This is a genomic window from Blautia sp. LMAG:36 (assembly GCF_008680535.1).
Lineage (GTDB): Bacteria > Bacillota > Clostridia > Lachnospirales > Lachnospiraceae > Blautia_A > Blautia_A fusiformis.
Genome location: NZ_NALB01000010.1, coordinates 354,098 through 370,371, shown reverse-complemented (window position 1 = coordinate 370,371; position 16,274 = coordinate 354,098). Strand labels below are relative to the sequence as shown.

Sequence of the window (16,274 nt, the reverse complement as noted above, 5' to 3'; positions counted from 1 at the left end):
GGGTGCGTCCATGACACCAATACTGCTTGCCTTTCGGCTATGCAGCTACTTTTATTATTTCTGGATTTTTTAGTCCGGTTACGGACAGTTCTTTCTGCTTTCCGGATACGGAAAGATATTTCCGCAGGATATTAAATGCTCCTACTGCATCTGCATTGTATCTTACTCCATCAGTTATATACATGCCCCGTTCTTTTCGGTTTGATGCTTCTGCATATCTTTTTGATACTTCCGGTGATAATGGGCTGCACTGGCTGGTATAGCTTTCCTCTTGTTTTATCAATGGAATCCCATACAGTTTCAGCTTATATTCCAGCATGATATACAGCTTATTATACGGCAGGCTGTGAAGCTTCTGGTTGGTCTTATGCCCCATATCTTTTTCTTTGCGGATATTTCGCATGTCTCCCACAACCACACAGCGGATATCTTCTTTTCTGCAGTATTCTGCAATCCATCTGGTCACTTTGTGAAGATAATCCTTTACTGCATTCTGCTTTTTCCTGTAAAATCTCCGGATATGTTTCGATGATTTTGGATATTTTATTCCTCTTTCCGATTGCTGCGCATACCATACTGACTGCACTCTGGCGATTTCTTTATTAAAATACCTTTCCAATGAAAGATATTTTCTTCCAAGGATAAAAGTCCTGCCATTTTCGGAATCATAACAGGTCATCAGATTATGAAGTCCCAGATCAACAGATAAATAATGTTCATTCTGAGAGAGCTGCTCTGGTTCTTCAATCTCATAGATAACAATAAGGTCGCATTTTCCGTTTTCCGGTGGATAGATTCGCAGCTGTTTTATATGATCCATGTCCCTGAAAATCTTATTTTCAAGATATAGAAATTTTTCATGGATCCCATATGTTTCTTCCATGTAGCTTTTCAGATCCTTTGGCAGAGACAGCCGCAGCTGGTCCGAACCTTTCTCATGCCGGAGCCCCATCTGCATGTATGTGACCGGTATATTTCCCTGTTTAAAATGAGGTGGATTTGGATCTTTGATCCCTCCGGTCTTTTTAAGGACATAAAAGGATCTCCATGCTTTGTCCAGCTGCTTGCAGGTCTCCTGTGCTGTCTGTGACGGAAGCTGTTTATACCACAGATTTCCTTTATGTGCTTTTTTCTGGTAATACCAGTCAGGATACTTTTCCAGTCCCAGTTCTTTATAATGGTGACGTTCGTAGTTACAGATATTCCAGAGTTTGGATGCTGCATAACACATATGCCCTATGATATTGGAATATTCCGGCCGGATTTTTACAGATGTTCTGTGTGACAGCAGCATTCCTCTTCCCCCTTCAGACAGTTATGCGGACCGCTATTCACAGTCCGTCTTAAATCAATACGACTTGCTCTGATGTTCAATATAACGGCGGATATTTTCCTCAGATACAGATCCGATTGTTTCCACATAATAGGAATGATTCCACAGCTCTCCCTTCCATAGCTGGTTTCTTATTTCCGGAAAACGTTCGAACAGTTTTCTGCCGGTGATCCCCTTCAGATACTTGACAATTGCTGTTATGGACAGCTTTGGCGGAGCTGATACAAAGCAATGGACATGGTCACCTTCACCACATTCGAATAGATGAACGGTAAACCCCTTATCCTCAGCAATCTGCTGCACCAGTTCCTGAAGGTATTCCTCAATTTCTGGGTTTAATATCTTCCGCCGGTATTTCACCGACCACACCATATGGTAGTTGATATTACATACACAAGTCCTGTAATGTATTAGATTTTCTTTCATACATATAGTATAACATGATGAGCGGAAATACGCAACAAAAAATCAAACATATTTTCGATTGATTATATGCCAGTTATGGCATTAATATCAAGGGAGATTATTATATTATCAGATTATTTCAATGTGCAGCCATGCACACTCCTGCGCTTTCATCTCGGTAATTGAATTGCCGAGGATTCCCGCTTATTGTCCTAATTTCTTCATGTAATATTTTCCTCTACAATCCTGATTTTCTTAATTTCACAAACTTGAATCCGTCGATTCCTTTCTTGTCTAATCTGTTAGCAATTTATCCAACAGCATCTGCCTGTTATTTATGAACATTTCTGTTACCCGATAGCTCTCTGTTTCTTCATATTCGCATAAATGTATTCGTCCATCATCAAAACAATAGATATCTGCATCAGGTATTCCTAACAAAATTGGCGAATGCGTAACTATAATAAACTGTGCTCCCTCTTTTGCACAACTATATATTTGCATCAACAATGTAAGCTGTCTCTGTGGGGATAATGCAGCTTCCGGTTCGTCAAAAAGATACATCTGTAAAATTCTTTGCAAATCTGGAACAGCTCCTGCACTTTCCCACTTAGATACTGCCTGTCTGGATACGCCCAACTGATTGGCTAGTTCTTCCGGTAACAAAATGTCAATAGTTTTTTAATCACTTTTTTCAAAAAGGCAAAAAAAAATAGAACGTATAGATTATTTCCATACGCTCTATCTCATATTTCATATTAAATTTTTGAATTCTACAAACTGGATTTTCTGCATTACTCATCATCCTTAATCATATATAACAAATTATTATATCCTGACTGCACAAGTAATTGCTTAAAGCCAGAAAGCACTTCTTCTTTTGTATAATTGTTGTTAATCAAAAACTCACTATCTTTCTCACTAAGGTATTGATAGAAAAGAGCTGCCGCCATCACTTCATCATTATTTGCATAATCAATGTTATCTAAAAGTATATTCTCTGCTTCGTTAATTTGCCCTGAATCAATCATATCAAGAAAACTTTTCAAATTTTTCCCTGACACTTCATATTTGTTTTCTTTTTCAAGCTCAACAGAAACATACTTTTTCCCATATATTAAAGAGAATAATATTCTCACCATTTCTTTTATCATTCGCATAATGTAATCTTTCTCATCCGTGAAATACATTTTCCACCTCCTCAAATTCTAAATTTATCTTACTTTCCCATAAATACATAAATCAAAAATATTGTTATTCTTAATAACTGCTTTTTCCATTTTTCCTTCAAGTAAAAAGCCATTTCTTTCTAACACTTTTCTTGATGCGATATTTGCTTCATATACAAGCCCTGTAATACGGATAATGTCTAATGTTTCAAATGCAATTTCACAAATCTGTCTTACTGCTTCACTCATAATGCCTTTTGAATATACTTCCTGCAATAAATAATAACCAATTTCAGAATCCTTGCGATACACATCGTCCTTCTGTTCAACAGATATCGTTCCTACAATTTTACCATCAACAACAATCTCTCGAAAGACACCTTTTTTACCTTCGTTGTCTTTTACCATGGTTAACCACCACTCAGCAGATGCATTTGTATATGGATTAGGTAATCTATCAGATAAAAAACTTCTATCAATTGAATTACACATTTTTATTAATACTTCTTTATCTTCAACCGACCACTTTCTTAATTCTATATTCATATCTATGTTCTCCTATAAATTCCGATTTTCTTGATTCTGCAAACTTTATCGTCTTGTTCCATTCTTATCAAAATTCTTTTTTAATGCTATTTCTGTTGGGAGAATAGACCCAATTAAAGGAATAAGTTGAACACCACAAATAATTCCTCCCATACTCCCAACACAATCTTCATTTTTTCCAATTACTAAAAGCATGAATATTACTGTTATCGGCAACATAACCATTCCACAGACATACCAGACTTTACCACAATATTTATGAGCAAATTCCCATGTGTCTTTATTCTTCATAGACATCGAAGTTCGATATCCAAATACTGAATTTATTTCCTTTGGAGCCTTTTTCATAAAATATCTTCCAAAACCAATCATCGTAAATGGAAGAAGCAAATCCATAATCAACATAAAAATCCAAAACTTCATTGTGAATCTCCTTTACTATAACTTCCGCTTTGTATTTTCGTTTTTATTCTTTTTTGTAAAATTCTTTCAAATTTAATTCACGTTTCAATTCTTCCTCTGACGGCAGATAGGTGAAATATTTCGATGCAAATATCTGGTGATTATCTTCAGGAAGCGTATATTTTACAATAGAATCTCCCTTATCTGCACAAAGTACAATTCCAATAGGCTGCGTGTCTCCTTCATTCATCATTTCACGAGTATAGTAATTCACATACATCTGCATTTGTCCTAGATCCTGATGGGTCAGTTTACCCATTTTCAAGTCAATGAGAACGAAACATTTTAAAATATAGTTGTAAAATACCAGATCAATAAAAAAGTCCTGTCCATCCAATGTAAATCTTTTCTGGCGTGCTACAAATGAAAATCCTCTTCCAAGTTCCAAAAGGAAATGTTGAAGATGATCAATCAATGCCTGTTCCAAATCTCCTTCATATACATGTGTGTCAGGCTGAATCTGCAGAAATTCCATAACATAAGGATCTTTCACTATTTTCTCATATTCTGGTTTTGGCTCTGTTATTTGAATTTCATTTGCAACCGCTATCTTATCCTGGCTTGCTAAAATACGCTGATAATACATCGTGTTGATCTGCCGTTCCAGTTGACGAACACTCCATGCTGCTTTTGCACATTCTTCCATATAAAATCTTCTTGCCTGTTCATCATTTATACGCATCAAGACACGATAATGTGACCAGCTCAATTCAGGACACAGTGTGTCTCGAATTGGAAAAGTGCAATAAAACTGCCTCATCTTACGAAGATTCGATTTATCAAAACCTTTTCCGAACTCTGCGGTCAGCTGCTCAGAAAGATATTCCAATAATTTCTTTCCGTATTCTGCGCGATCATTTTCTCCACATGCTTTAAAAATCTGTTCTCCAATTTCCCAATAAGTTGTTACCATAGCAGAATTTACCGCTGTGCTTAAACGATGTTGTGCAGACACAATAGAATTACGAATAGAATGATAAGTCTGTTCTGCATTTTGATTTTTTTGTAAATTATAATCCATGCTCTTTACTCCTCTGAATTTCCAAAATAGAACTTACTGTTCTTCTATTGATTCAATATTTTCAATCCGCATCAGCTTAACTACCTGCTTATCTTTTTTCTCTGTATAACAAATTTTTATCCATTCATCATCTGCGTCTATTATCTTGCAGGATAATTCAGTTTTTCCCGCAAAACTAAAAATGAACTCTGATCTGATAATACACTGTTTTCCTACAAGATCATTAATCAGCTTTGACATATATGCCACTCCTCTCTGCTTTTTCTCTAACCGTTTTACTTTCGTTTCCAAACGCTTTACTTTTCCCGGATACGCCGAATAACAAAGTAGCAGCAATAATGCTGCAATTCCAAACCATTCCATATTATTCTCCTTAGCAAACTTAACGCTAATATGTCTGTTCCTTAAAATATCTTTTGCCATTCAAATCATATCACACTATCAGCCATATTTCCATTTCAATTTACTTAGGCAAGTCACTTCGCTCAGCTACATTTCCCGTTGGCTTGCTTCTGTAACCAGCATCCTCTTGCTTTTCTCCTGCAAGGTTTCCTTTGCATCATCATCAATCGAATAGTTCTCATTTATCTCGATTTTTTTCGGTTGCCGGTCAAAATGGTCAAAGACTTCTTTCCATATCTGGATGGAACATACACACTTTTCTTCCATGAAACTATTGCTGATAATTATAAAAAAACAGAAGACCAATTAAGATCTTCCATTTTATAAACAAACCTCTATATAAAACTATATATCCTGCCCATTTTTAATAAAAACAGACAATCGGCACACTTTCGTCTATCCTATTATAAAGTTCTGCCGCTTTGTCCGCCGGAAGATTAATGCATCCATGGGATCCACCACCTTCTCGGAAACGATTTCCTCCAAAGTATGGCTGCCATGAAGCATCATGAAATCCAATCCCCCCATTAAAAGGCATCCAGTAAGTTACTGGTCTTTCATATTCATATTTCCCATTTTCCAACATCTTTCCTTTCAGCACAGATGGACTTTTCTTGTAATACAGTTGAAAAATTCCCGGTGGTGTCTGCCGTTCTGCATACTGCATATCTCCTGACACAATATCCGATTCCAAAATGATCGAACCATCCTGATAGTAATATAAATGCTGTGCAGACAGGTCCACTTCAATATACGTGCTGCCTATATCATTCATACCCCGTGCATTTGCCCGCATAGCGTATACCGGTTCCCGGTTTATCTGTACTCCTGCAATCATTTCCTGCATAATGGTTTCTATTTCCTTTTCCTGATCGATCTTCCATCCATAAACGGAACTATACACCTGAACAGTACGTCCGCTTGTTGTACAAAATTCCCTCTCTGTATTTACGGTATCATGTGTGGCAGCCAGCTTTGCCACATATTCTGCCACGTACTGTCTCAGTTCATCCTCATTTTTTTGCAGCCGTCCTCTCTCATCAAAAATGAGCCAGTTTCTGATCTCGTCCCCCTCCAATGTTACCGTTTCTTCTCCAAATATATATACGATTTTGGTCCGGATCAGATTTTGGCATTCTTCCAATGAATTTTTAAGATCTGGATCATCTTTCATTACTGCCGCTTTTACATAAACAGCCGGACAGCTATTCAGGTCAATCGTTCTTTTTTTGTCAGTAATCGCTTCTGACAGTGCCTGATAAGCTCCATTGAAATCCAGGGTATTCCCTTCTGTTTCCGGTACGATTTCAAACTTCGAATCTTTATAAGCTACATAAGCATCTTCTGGTGCTGTCTGATTCTCTTTTTTTACACATTCCAGTTTTTCCATCTGTTCTTTTAACTTCACTTTATCATAGGTCATGTTTTCCTTGGCTGTATAATTTTGCTTTTTCCAAAATCCCCGAACCCATTTATATGGTTTTTGTTCATCCAGATATTGGGAAATACTGCCATCCGAAACATAACGATATCCGATCAATTTTCCATTGATACTCTGTGATTTCAGATTTCTTGCCTTTACTTCCAGCAGATAATCCTCTGCTTTTTTAGCAACCGCCTGTTCTGCCTCTTCCGATGTTTTTCCAGAACAGTTAATTCCATTGATCGTTGTTCCCCGAAAAAATCTGTCTGAATAGTAATAAGACATTCCTGCATAGCCAGCCATAGCAAAGAACACTATGATGACAGTGATCATTATCCACATTTTTTGCTTTCCATTATCCTTACCGGTTATCTCTTTTCTTTTTCCCATCCATGCCCCCTGTTTTTAACGATAAACAGCATTCAGACAAACTTTTTAAATCGTCTGATTTTAATATCTCCGATTTAATAAAAAATAACCAAGGCTGCTGGAAAAAACATTTTCTTTTACAAACAGTAAGCTGATTTCTACAAAACATTTTTCCCCTGCTCTTTTACGGATAGGAACACCGCATCATCATTTATCTCACATTTAGCACTTTTGGGGTACTTTCAGACACTTTCCTTTTTCTCTGTGAACAGAACCCTGAAAACAGGAAAAAAAGGGCTGCCATGACCGGTCAGGGATTTTTCATCCTTGACTGATTCACGACAGCACCTAATCAGATCTCACTTATTTTCTTCTATACAAAATCGCTTCTCTGTTTTCTCCTTCTGTCCGGCCGGATTATACACGTGTTTGTTTTACACTAATCAGATGCAGATACAAGCAAATCGGTTCTCATAATAATAAATTTTTTCTTTCTATCGAATTTTCCTGGTTCATTTGATAAAATGTCCTTATCTAACAGGAGGTGATTTTTTGAAAAGAGTATTTGATAGTCCTTTTTTGAATAAAGCTGCACTGGTGCTGATCTGGCTTCTATTAATGGGCGGGACATTCTTTTATGCCAATAAAAACTATTTTCTTTACCATGAAAATCCAAATTTAATCAAAGCAGACGGATATTATCTTTATAATTTTGGTAGTCCGCGTCATTATTACTGGGCACTGCCTGTTAAATTCACCCATGAAGGCAAAGTATATCATTCTCAGCTTCCTTTAGATATACGAGATGAAAGTTCATCCTGTACTGTAGATCTTCGCATTTACATACCGGCAGATTCTTCTGGCAGTGCATTTGCATTCCGAAACAATATCACCATTCCTGCACTATGGAGGATCTTTATTTTTGTTCCACTGCTACTTCTTCTTACATCTAAAAGAAAAGCCTAGGAAGGTTTCACACCTTATAAAAAATATTCTATTTTCATCATCTTCCTTAAAAAAAAATGGGAGGTTTCACTTACCTCCCATTTCCCAAAGAATCCTTTTATTTCAATTTTTATAATGTTTCAAGAAAACGCATGAATGCTTCTCTTCCCTCGGTCGTACATTTGTATACTCCTGCATCTTCCAGAACATGGGTAAATACGATTCCAATCTCTTTCTGAAGAATGCCATGGATGTTTTCTTTTGTGATTTCCGAATATTTCGGAAGAAACTTCTTAACCCACTCTGCATGTTTCTCAATCTGTTCATTTGAAGAAATATCTTTGCCTTCGAGAATATACTCTTCCAAAAGTTCCATCTCACCTTTTAATCTGGCCGGAAGAACTGCAAGTCCCATAACTTCGATCAGACCGATATTTTCTTTCTTAATATGATGATATTCTGCATGCGGATGGTACACTCCCAGCGGATGTTCTTCTGTTGTGATGTTGTTCCTTAATGTCAGATCCAGTTCGTAGGTATCACCTACTTTACGTGCAATTGGTGTAATTGTATTATGTGGTTCTCCATTGGTCTCAGCATAAATAAATGCTTTTTCATCGGTATAGCCTCTCCATACTTCCAGCACATGTGTTGCCAGATCTACCAAACGGTTGAAATCTTTATGTCGAATACGAAGCACAGATAATGGCCATTTTACAATTCCAGCCTCTACATCTTCAAATCCCGGAAGTACCACGTGCTGCTCAATTGGTGCTTTTGCCATTGCAAATGTATAATGTCCACCCTGGAAATGATCATGGCTTAGGATCGAACCACCTACGATCGGCAGGTCTGCATTAGATCCAAGGAAATAATGCGGAAACAGTTTTACAAAATCAAACAGTTTAATGAATGCATTTCTCTCGATTTTCATTGGAGTATGCTGGCAGTTAAACACAATGCAATGCTCATTGTAATACACATACGGAGAATACTGGAATCCCCAAGGAGTATCATTGATTGTGATCGGAATAATTCTGTGGTTCTGCCTTGCCGGATGATTAACACGTCCCGCATATCCTTCATTTTCCGGGCAAAGAAGACATTTCGGATAACTTCCGGATTTTACATTCCTTGCCGCGGCAATTGCTTTTGGATCTTTTTCCGGTTTGGACAAATTGATGGTAATATCAATCTCACCGTATGGACTGTCTACCTTCCACTTTTGATCCTTCTCTACACGATACCTGCGGATATAATTGCTGTCCTGACTCAGCTTATAAAAATAATCAGTAGCTTTCTTCGGGCTTTCTGCATATTTGTCCCAGAATTCTTTTTGTACCTGACCCGGACGTGGCATCAGACAGTTCATCAATCTGGTATCAAATAAATCCCGGTATACAATACTGTCCTCAATCAGACCTCTTTTTACGGCTTCATCCAGCAATTCGTCCAATGTTTCTTCAAGATTAACAGGTTCCTCAATGTTGTCCGGTTTTTCATAATCATCTTCATGAAAAACATCCAGCAGAAGATTTGTTGTGTAGTTTCTTTCACATTCCGGTGTCAGACCTGTTGTAATCCCATACTGTACCAGTTTTGCAATGCTTTCACTTAACATTTTTCTTCCTCCTGTGCTTCACTTTTAAATTTATATTTTTGGTAGCATATATACCGATTTCCCTGATAAGTCAGCATACCTCGATCACCTTTTTCCAGTTCACGAAAATCTCCCTGTTGTATTTGAAATTCCATCAAACTTCCATCCGTCATCTCAAACACAACACGAAACCAAGGTACATGTGCTTCAGACTGCATATGGATATAGATTCCTTGCTTCTTTTCAACTACAGTCGCATCAACAGATTCAACTGCCGCACTGCTGTTATTGCCAAAGCTTAACAACATTTTGGTAAATACAAACATCATGATTATGAGTGCTGCTATACAGATTATAAATGCCATCCTATTTCTCCATTCCAGATATTTCATCCTGGGTCTGACTTAAATATTGTTCACGATAAAGATTCTGATATTCCCTTGACATTACTTTATATCTTTCACGAGATACCCGGTTAAATGTCCTTTGGCTTTCAAATCCTGCATCCAGGCAAATGTCTGTGATGCTCTTATCAGTACATTCCAATTAATCTCCTGCAAGTTTTGTCTACTTTTTCTTCCCATTTGGCAAGTAATATACGTCTTCTGATATTATAATGTGCTTGTAAGATAAAGAAAGGAGGAAAACGAAATGAAAAGATTTAAAGCATACGTCAACTACCTCATGAACTTCTATGCCAACTACTTCAGAATTTACCGCTATATGTAAAGGACATTCCTGCCATCACAGGAATGTCCAATACGGAAACCCAGTTTCAATGGTTTCCCTTATTATACTCTAATTTAGTTGCATTTGTACATGAACAGGATTCTCGAAAACATAGACAAAATTGAACAGAATTATGAAAATACTCTTACCAAGTTTTTTGATTTGTAAACCACTTATTAGCAGACGGATCCGCCAATGCTGAAAACGGATAGGCCGTTTTCCTTTCAGCTTTCAATTTGTCCAATTAATAATCTCTGAATTTTCATACATCTGATGGATTTGCATTTTTCATCCTCAGCATTCTTTGAAGCTGCTCTTCTGTAAATCACAGATCGTGCAGTATTTTTCCGAAATATAGAGGCTAGATATCAGACCGCTTCATTGCAATTATAAACTGTTGATTTACCAAGATTATTTACATATACGGTAATCAAGTCGCCTTTCTTAAGATCCGGCTTTTCCCATATCAAACGGCTTTTGTGATAATACACTTTATCATGATATGTAAAACTATATAAAATCCTGTATGGAATCTGTCTTCTATATCTTGTGTATTTTTGCAAATATACTTTTTCTACCAAGCCCTTCACTTTTGTACCATTTTCGATTAATTGTAAATGTAATTTATCAAGTTTTGCAGTATAAATTCCAAGAGCAGCACTTATTATACACAAAAGCACTCCCGCTATAGAAAACACTGTTCCCAACATGTCTGGATTCTGAATGCCTGAGTTTACTGCTGGTTTTAATATCCCAAGAAAACTTAAGACACCGGAAACAAGAAAGAATATTCCTATCCAAAAGAAGATAACTCTCAATAAATCTTCTGTATAGTTAAGTTTTTTCATATTTATTTTCTCCACAAGCATTCCATCAAAATTTTTTATCCTGTTTCAATCATATCTAATTTTACTTCAATTTAGTTAAATCCTCTAAATACATTTCTGTATGTCCACACTCTGGACAGACTGCAACTTTAACATCATCTATAGTTGTCGTTTTTTGTTTTTCATCTACATCTACAACGATCCCATAGCCACCGCCATTAACTTTAAGTCTTAAATCCGCTCTCATGACTGTTCCACACTTTTCACATTTTCTCATTGCTGTCCTCCAAATATATGTTTCGCTTTCCTATTTTTCTTACTATATAATAGCAGACAAAATATTAACCACTGAATGATCTACCGTTCATACGATGCAATGATTTCCTTACTATCCGCTATTTTATAATCAAGCGTTTCCAAATTACCAATCAAATCAAATGTCATATCCGCATTAACTTGCAATTCATCTTCAATCTTAACTGCAGACGGCTCAACTTTTAGAAATACTGTTAATCCATAAGGCTTCGTTTCAGACTGTATCTGTATGCTATCATAAGAATATCCTTCCTGATACTCTTGCCCACTTACAATATTTATAACATTCGAAGAATCTCCTACATAATCTGTCTTGTACTGTGACAGGTTAGGAATCTCGTACAGTTCTTCTTTTCTGCCACATGCAGAAAGCAATATTGCTGATACCGTAAATAAAATAATTGGAATTACTTTTTTCATCATGAACCAGCTCCTCTTCACACTTTGATATAAAACAGCCTGCCCAATGAACCAGAAACTGCCATATATTTGCTTCTTTATTTATAAGCAAGTCTTCTGACCGCAAAGGCTGATATTTACAGTAACAATGCTCCTCTTTCATCATTTTATACAGGTTCTACTGTTTTTTACGATATTTTGCGCGTTCCCTTTTTAGTCCTTGTTTTCGCTACTCAAGTAGTCATTTAAACAAACGAAGCATAAATCATAAAAATTTCTGCGATCAATATAATTCCTAAAACACAATCAATCATCAGGTTATATTGACCAACTGTTAGCCAAGTCTTCGAATGCATCAGAACATACTTTATACTTTTTATACCACTCAAGATTGTAACAGTCAGAAGGAGTATCGGCATTAAAAAAATTTCTATCTTATTGCCAAAGTCATCTGCGACTCCATTCCCAGCAAAGTGAACGGGAATAATCTCCGGTAAGAAAAAGAAGCTTATTATTGCAATCGCAATGCCAGCGATGCAAATTCCCCATGTTAATTTCCTGCTGCTTATACCATCCATAACAGTGCCTCATCTGGAACGATATCTAGTAAATATGTTTCCTTAGAAGAAATTTTTTCAAGAAGTTTTTCCAGTAAATTTTCTTCCTTACCTTCTGCTATTGGCAGAAGTTCCTTATACAAAACCGTAGGAATTCCAATAGAATACTTTTCTTCCTCATATACGAGAGAGCCAAATGTCCAGTCTTCCTGTTCCTCTGGGCCTAATTCCACGATCAACTCAACAATCTGCAAATAATGACACATTTGTAGGAAACTTAAATTAACTTTTATCCGGCCTTCCTCGCCCTCTGGATCTTTTTCTATTATCTCTATTTTATCCTTTCCCGTTACGGTCATTACAATTTAAAGAATTGAAAATCTCAATATTCGTAAGAAACAATAATCTTTCTGCAGAAATCACAATTATAGGCAGCTATGCGGTCTCCAGATATCCTTGCTGCCAACTCTGGATCCGTATTTAACCGCAAACTCTCAGAGCCTTCTTTCCACTCCAGTCCTGCCCCTGCACCAACCGCATGCAACTGACCCTTGCGCATTTTTCCTTCACAATATGGACATCTCATATTCACGTCATCTCCTTTAAGTAGTTAAAGTTCCTCTTGTTACCGAGTATTATCCTGTTCCTGGATAGCTTGTATATCTTCTTTCGCATATAATTTTTGCCTAAATGTTCTTTTCTATTTTTTCTCGTTTCATACGTTCTTTCATCAATAAAACAAATTGAAAGGTCCATATTACACACGCTGCAAAACACCCGATTCCACTGTATAATAAATCTATGGCTGCACCGACTACAAATGGCAGTGCCATCCACATCATCCGATTTCCATATACTCTGCACATTTCTTTTTCATCATACTGTTTTCGTTCTTCCTTAGATTTCATATTATAGCCAGACAAAAATGCAGCGGCCTTTCCATTTGATTTTACAAAGCAGATTCCGAATAAAAACATAATCACTGCCATTCCCAAATCAAAGATAACACAGATTATCATTGCAGACACCTCACTTCCCGCTCTGGCTATCAAATAAAAAAAGCCAAACACAACAGTAAAACTTATTATGTTTGGCTAGGTCAACTTGTTATTTTTTTATCACTTCTTATGGTTGTATTATACTATATATTTCTCTATAGTAAAACAATTTTTTATATTATTTTTTATTTTAATATTATATTTCTACTATCATCAATTTTTCAGATATTTCCAACGCATAAACAATGCTATTAGCTACAATATTTCCGGAAAATTCATCATAGGTCTGTGTTGCCACAAAGAAACGGCGGCTTTTTTTCTTTTACCGTCATGCGGCAGATAACCAATTCATTCTATTTTGAACTTCTTTTATGCTACCTGATGTCTGCAATAGGAATGAATTGCCAAGAATATAAACACAAATAATTCAATTCCTGCCGAAAGCAAAATAATCTGCGGTGTCCAGAAACTCATTCCACCGATATTCAGATAATTGAAATCTGCAAGCTGAGAAAGGAAAATGTTCTTCAAATCAATTCCGGCAGATGGAAGTATGGTAGAGAGCCATGTTGCTCCCATCGCCACATAAGCAAAAAGCGGCATGAGAAGAACTACAATAGAGATCAGCAAAACTGTCAATGTGTCTTTACATTTTGCAGACAGGAACAACGTACAGCTAACCGTTGCTAATACAGAAAGTAAGCCCACTGCTGCGAGAATTATCTGTAACTGCCCCAGATTGATGTTTGGCAGGTTAATGATAGAGTATCGCATCTGAAACGATGTTTTTAAGCAATCCGTCCCGAACGCTGCATGAAAAAGTATGCGCTGATTCCCTCTGCCACACTGCATATTGCTGTCATAATAAAATACTGTTCTTTAAGGTCCATCAGATGATATACATCATCTTCTGTCGCCTGTAGTCTCAAGGGCATCCATCCTTTCCGTCATGCCACGCTTATTTTATCCGGGGATTTCTTTTTTTCCTCTCGGCTTTTTATATAGTCTGTACATTCCCGGATGGTCTGTTCACACAGGTAATAAGAAAATTTCCCGATATGTGTGTCCTTTTCCCGGAGATTCAAACGGTTCTGAAGCCAGATATATGTGCTGTGTTTGGTCATATAACCATTTTTCCAGATTGCATCCAAAGCTCTGTGTGCTTCGATCCGCTTATTACGCAGATTGCTGTCAGCCATGGTTCCCATGGGACGCATACTTTTTTTGTGTGCCCCAATGTATGAATCACAGGAAGGATAGCCGCTGCATACATACAGGTATTTCTCCGGATCCAGGTTGTTATCCCCATAGACATAGGCTGCCGGCCTAAGTACCCCGGGTCTTTTGCAATATGGACAGTACAAGGTTTCCCGCATCTGTTTTTTCTTCTTTTTTGCCATCTGACGTCACTCCTTTCCATCTTTATCTCCGATGTTAAAGAAATCCCTTTTTCTGTGTCAACAGAATTCTTTGAAAATCATAAAAACATTTTCAGGAAGCTCTTTTGATAAGCCTTGTGATAATGCCTTCTGCCACTTCATAGTTGTCGTTGATGCGGGTCACCACAAATCCGATCTTATCTTTCTTTCCCGGAAGTGCGGACATATTGCAGGAATGTGCCACGGCATTGACTCCGATATCAAGGCGGATAAAATAGGTTCCCTTATAGACTTCCGTAATGATCCCTGTATATTTTCCCTGTTTATGGCATTTCCGGAGGTTATCTTTATTGATATTGGCTGTCGGACTCTTTGCATCCACTTCTATAATGATCTGGTCAACAGAGCTTGCTTCCACCTTATTGACCATGACCAGCACCAGATCACCTACCTGGAATTTTTCTCCGGCATCTACCATCCACTCCCAGGCCATGTCTCTGGCCCGGACAGATACTTCTACACCAAAGACTTCCAGGCGGACTGCTTTGGGAGCTACCGCGATCACCCTTGCTTCCACGATCCTGCCTTCATAGAGCATTGGTTTTTCTGTATCTTCCCCAAGGTAAAAAGTCTGTCTCTTTTTAAGCATTGCATCTTTTCTGGATGCTACAACGCTCCGGCTCTTGTTATCCAGATCTTTGATGATGAAATCAATATCACAGCCGAGCATGTTGTTAGCAATACGGACCTGACGGTTTAAGGTATCCGCGTTTTCACGCCCGTCTCCCTGAAGGTTGATCATCATTTCATTCATTGGGATAATGATCCGGAAACCATTAAAGTATGTAACAGCAACCATCCATCCACTCTCCAGTTTTTCAATGCCCCTAAGCTGGCCCGTCAGGATCTTTCTGGTACGATGTGCATTCAAAAGCTGATGCCATCTGGCTTCTTCCTGTTCCTCCATGCTTTCAACCTGCGCGTCTACATCGATTGTCAAAACACCATCGTAGACCGCACGCGGAACATCTTTTTCCCCGTTTCCCGCCAAAACTGTTTTTCTGGTATCCTCCATATACTTCCTCCTGTTCTTATTTATTTTTGTCTTCTCTGCTCCATCCAGAAAACTCCTTTTCCTCCGGTACTCAGGAAAGACAAAAGAAGACACAAAAAAAACAGCCCGTTTAAAGCTGCTTTCTTCATGCCTTCTTTTTACAGATACCATTCTATAATACATGGAATTCTATGTCAATATTACCTCGATTGCAATAGTGTCGCATATTAGTTCCTTTTATGAAGCCTGTACGACAGAAGGATTTGGTAACACTAAGAACTGCCAGATTCCTGTGTCCTTATAGAAAATTCCATCTCATATGTAATTGTTTCATTATATAG

The 16,274-nt window shown here is 37.5% G+C and carries 24 protein-coding genes and 2 pseudogenes; 1 reads left to right on the top strand and 25 read right to left on the bottom strand.

All coding sequences use genetic code 11. The features are described 5' to 3' along the window. Nucleotides 1-37 precede the first annotated feature (37 nt). The 11 genes and pseudogenes from CCC17_RS14305 to CCC17_RS14255 form a co-directional block, all read right to left on the bottom strand. The gene (locus CCC17_RS14305; protein ID WP_015525011.1) at nt 38-1,294 is read right to left on the bottom strand and encodes an RNA-guided endonuclease InsQ/TnpB family protein; all 1,257 of its coding nucleotides are present in this window, start codon (nt 1,292-1,294) and stop codon (nt 38-40) included. A gap of 54 nt (nt 1,295-1,348) precedes the next feature. Further along, nucleotides 1,349-1,759 (bottom strand): IS200/IS605 family transposase, encoded by a 411-nt coding sequence (tnpA, locus tag CCC17_RS14300; RefSeq protein ID WP_192925805.1) that lies wholly within the window; start codon nt 1,757-1,759, stop codon nt 1,349-1,351. 273 nt (nt 1,760-2,032) lie between these two features. After that, a pseudogene (locus tag CCC17_RS14295) lies at nt 2,033-2,302 on the bottom strand (AAA family ATPase); the annotation flags it as partial. Next, a pseudogene (locus tag CCC17_RS15275) lies at nt 2,300-2,413 on the bottom strand (helix-turn-helix domain-containing protein); the annotation flags it as partial. The pseudogenes CCC17_RS14295 and CCC17_RS15275, both read right to left, overlap by 3 nt. A gap of 119 nt (nt 2,414-2,532) precedes the next feature. After that, nucleotides 2,533-2,928: a DUF6483 family protein gene (locus tag CCC17_RS14285; RefSeq protein ID WP_015525010.1), complete on the bottom strand. Its 396-nt coding sequence runs from the start codon at nt 2,926-2,928 to the stop codon at nt 2,533-2,535. A 24-nt stretch (nt 2,929-2,952) separates the two neighbouring features. Then, the gene (locus CCC17_RS14280; protein ID WP_110103120.1) at nt 2,953-3,453 is read right to left on the bottom strand and encodes a GNAT family N-acetyltransferase; all 501 of its coding nucleotides are present in this window, start codon (nt 3,451-3,453) and stop codon (nt 2,953-2,955) included. Nucleotides 3,454-3,498: 45 nt separating this feature from the next. Next, complete coding sequence (locus CCC17_RS14275) at nt 3,499-3,876, bottom strand: SdpI family protein (RefSeq protein ID WP_015525008.1); 378 nt, start codon at nt 3,874-3,876, stop codon at nt 3,499-3,501. Nucleotides 3,877-3,919: 43 nt separating this feature from the next. Further along, entirely contained in the window at nt 3,920-4,936 is a 1,017-nt protein-coding gene (locus CCC17_RS14270) for a PDDEXK nuclease domain-containing protein (RefSeq protein WP_110103119.1), read from the bottom strand. 33 nt (nt 4,937-4,969) lie between these two features. Continuing rightward, on the bottom strand, nt 4,970-5,299 hold the full coding sequence (locus tag CCC17_RS14265; protein WP_015525006.1) for a hypothetical protein: 330 nt from the start codon (nt 5,297-5,299) through the stop codon (nt 4,970-4,972). Between the two features lie 126 nt (nt 5,300-5,425). Continuing rightward, on the bottom strand, nt 5,426-5,605 hold the full coding sequence (locus CCC17_RS14260; RefSeq protein WP_015525005.1) for a hypothetical protein: 180 nt from the start codon (nt 5,603-5,605) through the stop codon (nt 5,426-5,428). Nucleotides 5,606-5,702: 97 nt separating this feature from the next. After that, entirely contained in the window at nt 5,703-7,151 is a 1,449-nt protein-coding gene (locus tag CCC17_RS14255) for a L,D-transpeptidase family protein (protein WP_021652238.1), read from the bottom strand. Nucleotides 7,152-7,682: 531 nt separating this feature from the next. On the opposite strand from CCC17_RS14255, the gene CCC17_RS14250 reads away from it, so the two are divergent. Beyond that, nucleotides 7,683-8,096, top strand: coding sequence for a hypothetical protein (locus tag CCC17_RS14250; protein ID WP_044961941.1), 414 nt, complete (start codon nt 7,683-7,685; stop codon nt 8,094-8,096). A gap of 109 nt (nt 8,097-8,205) precedes the next feature. On the opposite strand, the gene galT is transcribed toward CCC17_RS14250, so the two are convergent. The 14 genes from galT to CCC17_RS14190 all read right to left on the bottom strand — a co-directional run bounded on the left by galT (nt 8,206) and on the right by CCC17_RS14190 (nt 15,954). Next, complete coding sequence (galT, locus tag CCC17_RS14245) at nt 8,206-9,696, bottom strand: UDP-glucose--hexose-1-phosphate uridylyltransferase (RefSeq protein ID WP_015524999.1); 1,491 nt, start codon at nt 9,694-9,696, stop codon at nt 8,206-8,208. After that, a complete protein-coding gene (locus CCC17_RS14240; RefSeq protein WP_015524998.1) occupies nt 9,690-10,040 on the bottom strand; it encodes a DUF2500 domain-containing protein in 351 nt (116 codons plus the stop codon). Before CCC17_RS14240 ends, galT begins: the two co-directional genes overlap by 7 nt. A 1-nt stretch (nt 10,041) precedes the next feature. Continuing rightward, entirely contained in the window at nt 10,042-10,221 is a 180-nt protein-coding gene (locus CCC17_RS15270) for an AraC family transcriptional regulator (RefSeq protein WP_278960182.1), read from the bottom strand. Between the two features lie 551 nt (nt 10,222-10,772). Then, nucleotides 10,773-11,252, bottom strand: coding sequence for a hypothetical protein (locus CCC17_RS14235; protein ID WP_015524997.1), 480 nt, complete (start codon nt 11,250-11,252; stop codon nt 10,773-10,775). A gap of 61 nt (nt 11,253-11,313) precedes the next feature. Continuing rightward, nucleotides 11,314-11,508 (bottom strand): zinc ribbon domain-containing protein, encoded by a 195-nt coding sequence (locus CCC17_RS14230; protein WP_055056113.1) that lies wholly within the window; start codon nt 11,506-11,508, stop codon nt 11,314-11,316. Nucleotides 11,509-11,588: 80 nt separating this feature from the next. Then, nucleotides 11,589-11,969, bottom strand: coding sequence for a DUF4825 domain-containing protein (locus CCC17_RS14225; protein ID WP_092072171.1), 381 nt, complete (start codon nt 11,967-11,969; stop codon nt 11,589-11,591). Between the two features lie 221 nt (nt 11,970-12,190). Beyond that, complete coding sequence (locus CCC17_RS14220) at nt 12,191-12,523, bottom strand: DUF1648 domain-containing protein (protein WP_015524994.1); 333 nt, start codon at nt 12,521-12,523, stop codon at nt 12,191-12,193. Next, nucleotides 12,511-12,741, bottom strand: coding sequence for a hypothetical protein (locus tag CCC17_RS14215; RefSeq protein ID WP_129974476.1), 231 nt, complete (start codon nt 12,739-12,741; stop codon nt 12,511-12,513). The genes CCC17_RS14220 and CCC17_RS14215 overlap by 13 nt, the downstream gene beginning before the upstream one ends. Nucleotides 12,742-12,884: 143 nt before the next feature. Beyond that, entirely contained in the window at nt 12,885-13,088 is a 204-nt protein-coding gene (locus CCC17_RS15265; protein WP_015524992.1) for a PF20097 family protein, read from the bottom strand. 100 nt (nt 13,089-13,188) lie between these two features. After that, nucleotides 13,189-13,521: a DUF3784 domain-containing protein gene (locus CCC17_RS14210; protein ID WP_180211298.1), complete on the bottom strand. Its 333-nt coding sequence runs from the start codon at nt 13,519-13,521 to the stop codon at nt 13,189-13,191. A gap of 348 nt (nt 13,522-13,869) precedes the next feature. After that, entirely contained in the window at nt 13,870-14,139 is a 270-nt protein-coding gene (locus CCC17_RS15260) for a hypothetical protein (protein ID WP_243148915.1), read from the bottom strand. Nucleotides 14,140-14,288: 149 nt separating this feature from the next. Beyond that, nucleotides 14,289-14,429 carry a hypothetical protein gene (locus CCC17_RS14200; RefSeq protein ID WP_161208826.1) on the bottom strand — a complete coding sequence of 47 codons (141 nt, stop codon included), beginning with the start codon at nt 14,427-14,429 and terminating at the stop codon, nt 14,289-14,291. 18 nt (nt 14,430-14,447) lie between these two features. Then, the gene (locus CCC17_RS14195; protein WP_055066318.1) at nt 14,448-14,900 is read right to left on the bottom strand and encodes a zinc-finger-containing protein; all 453 of its coding nucleotides are present in this window, start codon (nt 14,898-14,900) and stop codon (nt 14,448-14,450) included. 91 nt (nt 14,901-14,991) lie between these two features. After that, nucleotides 14,992-15,954, bottom strand: a complete 963-nt coding sequence (locus CCC17_RS14190; RefSeq protein ID WP_242872626.1) for a S1 RNA-binding domain-containing protein — start codon at nt 15,952-15,954, stop codon at nt 14,992-14,994. Between the last annotated feature and the right edge of the window lie 320 nt (nt 15,955-16,274).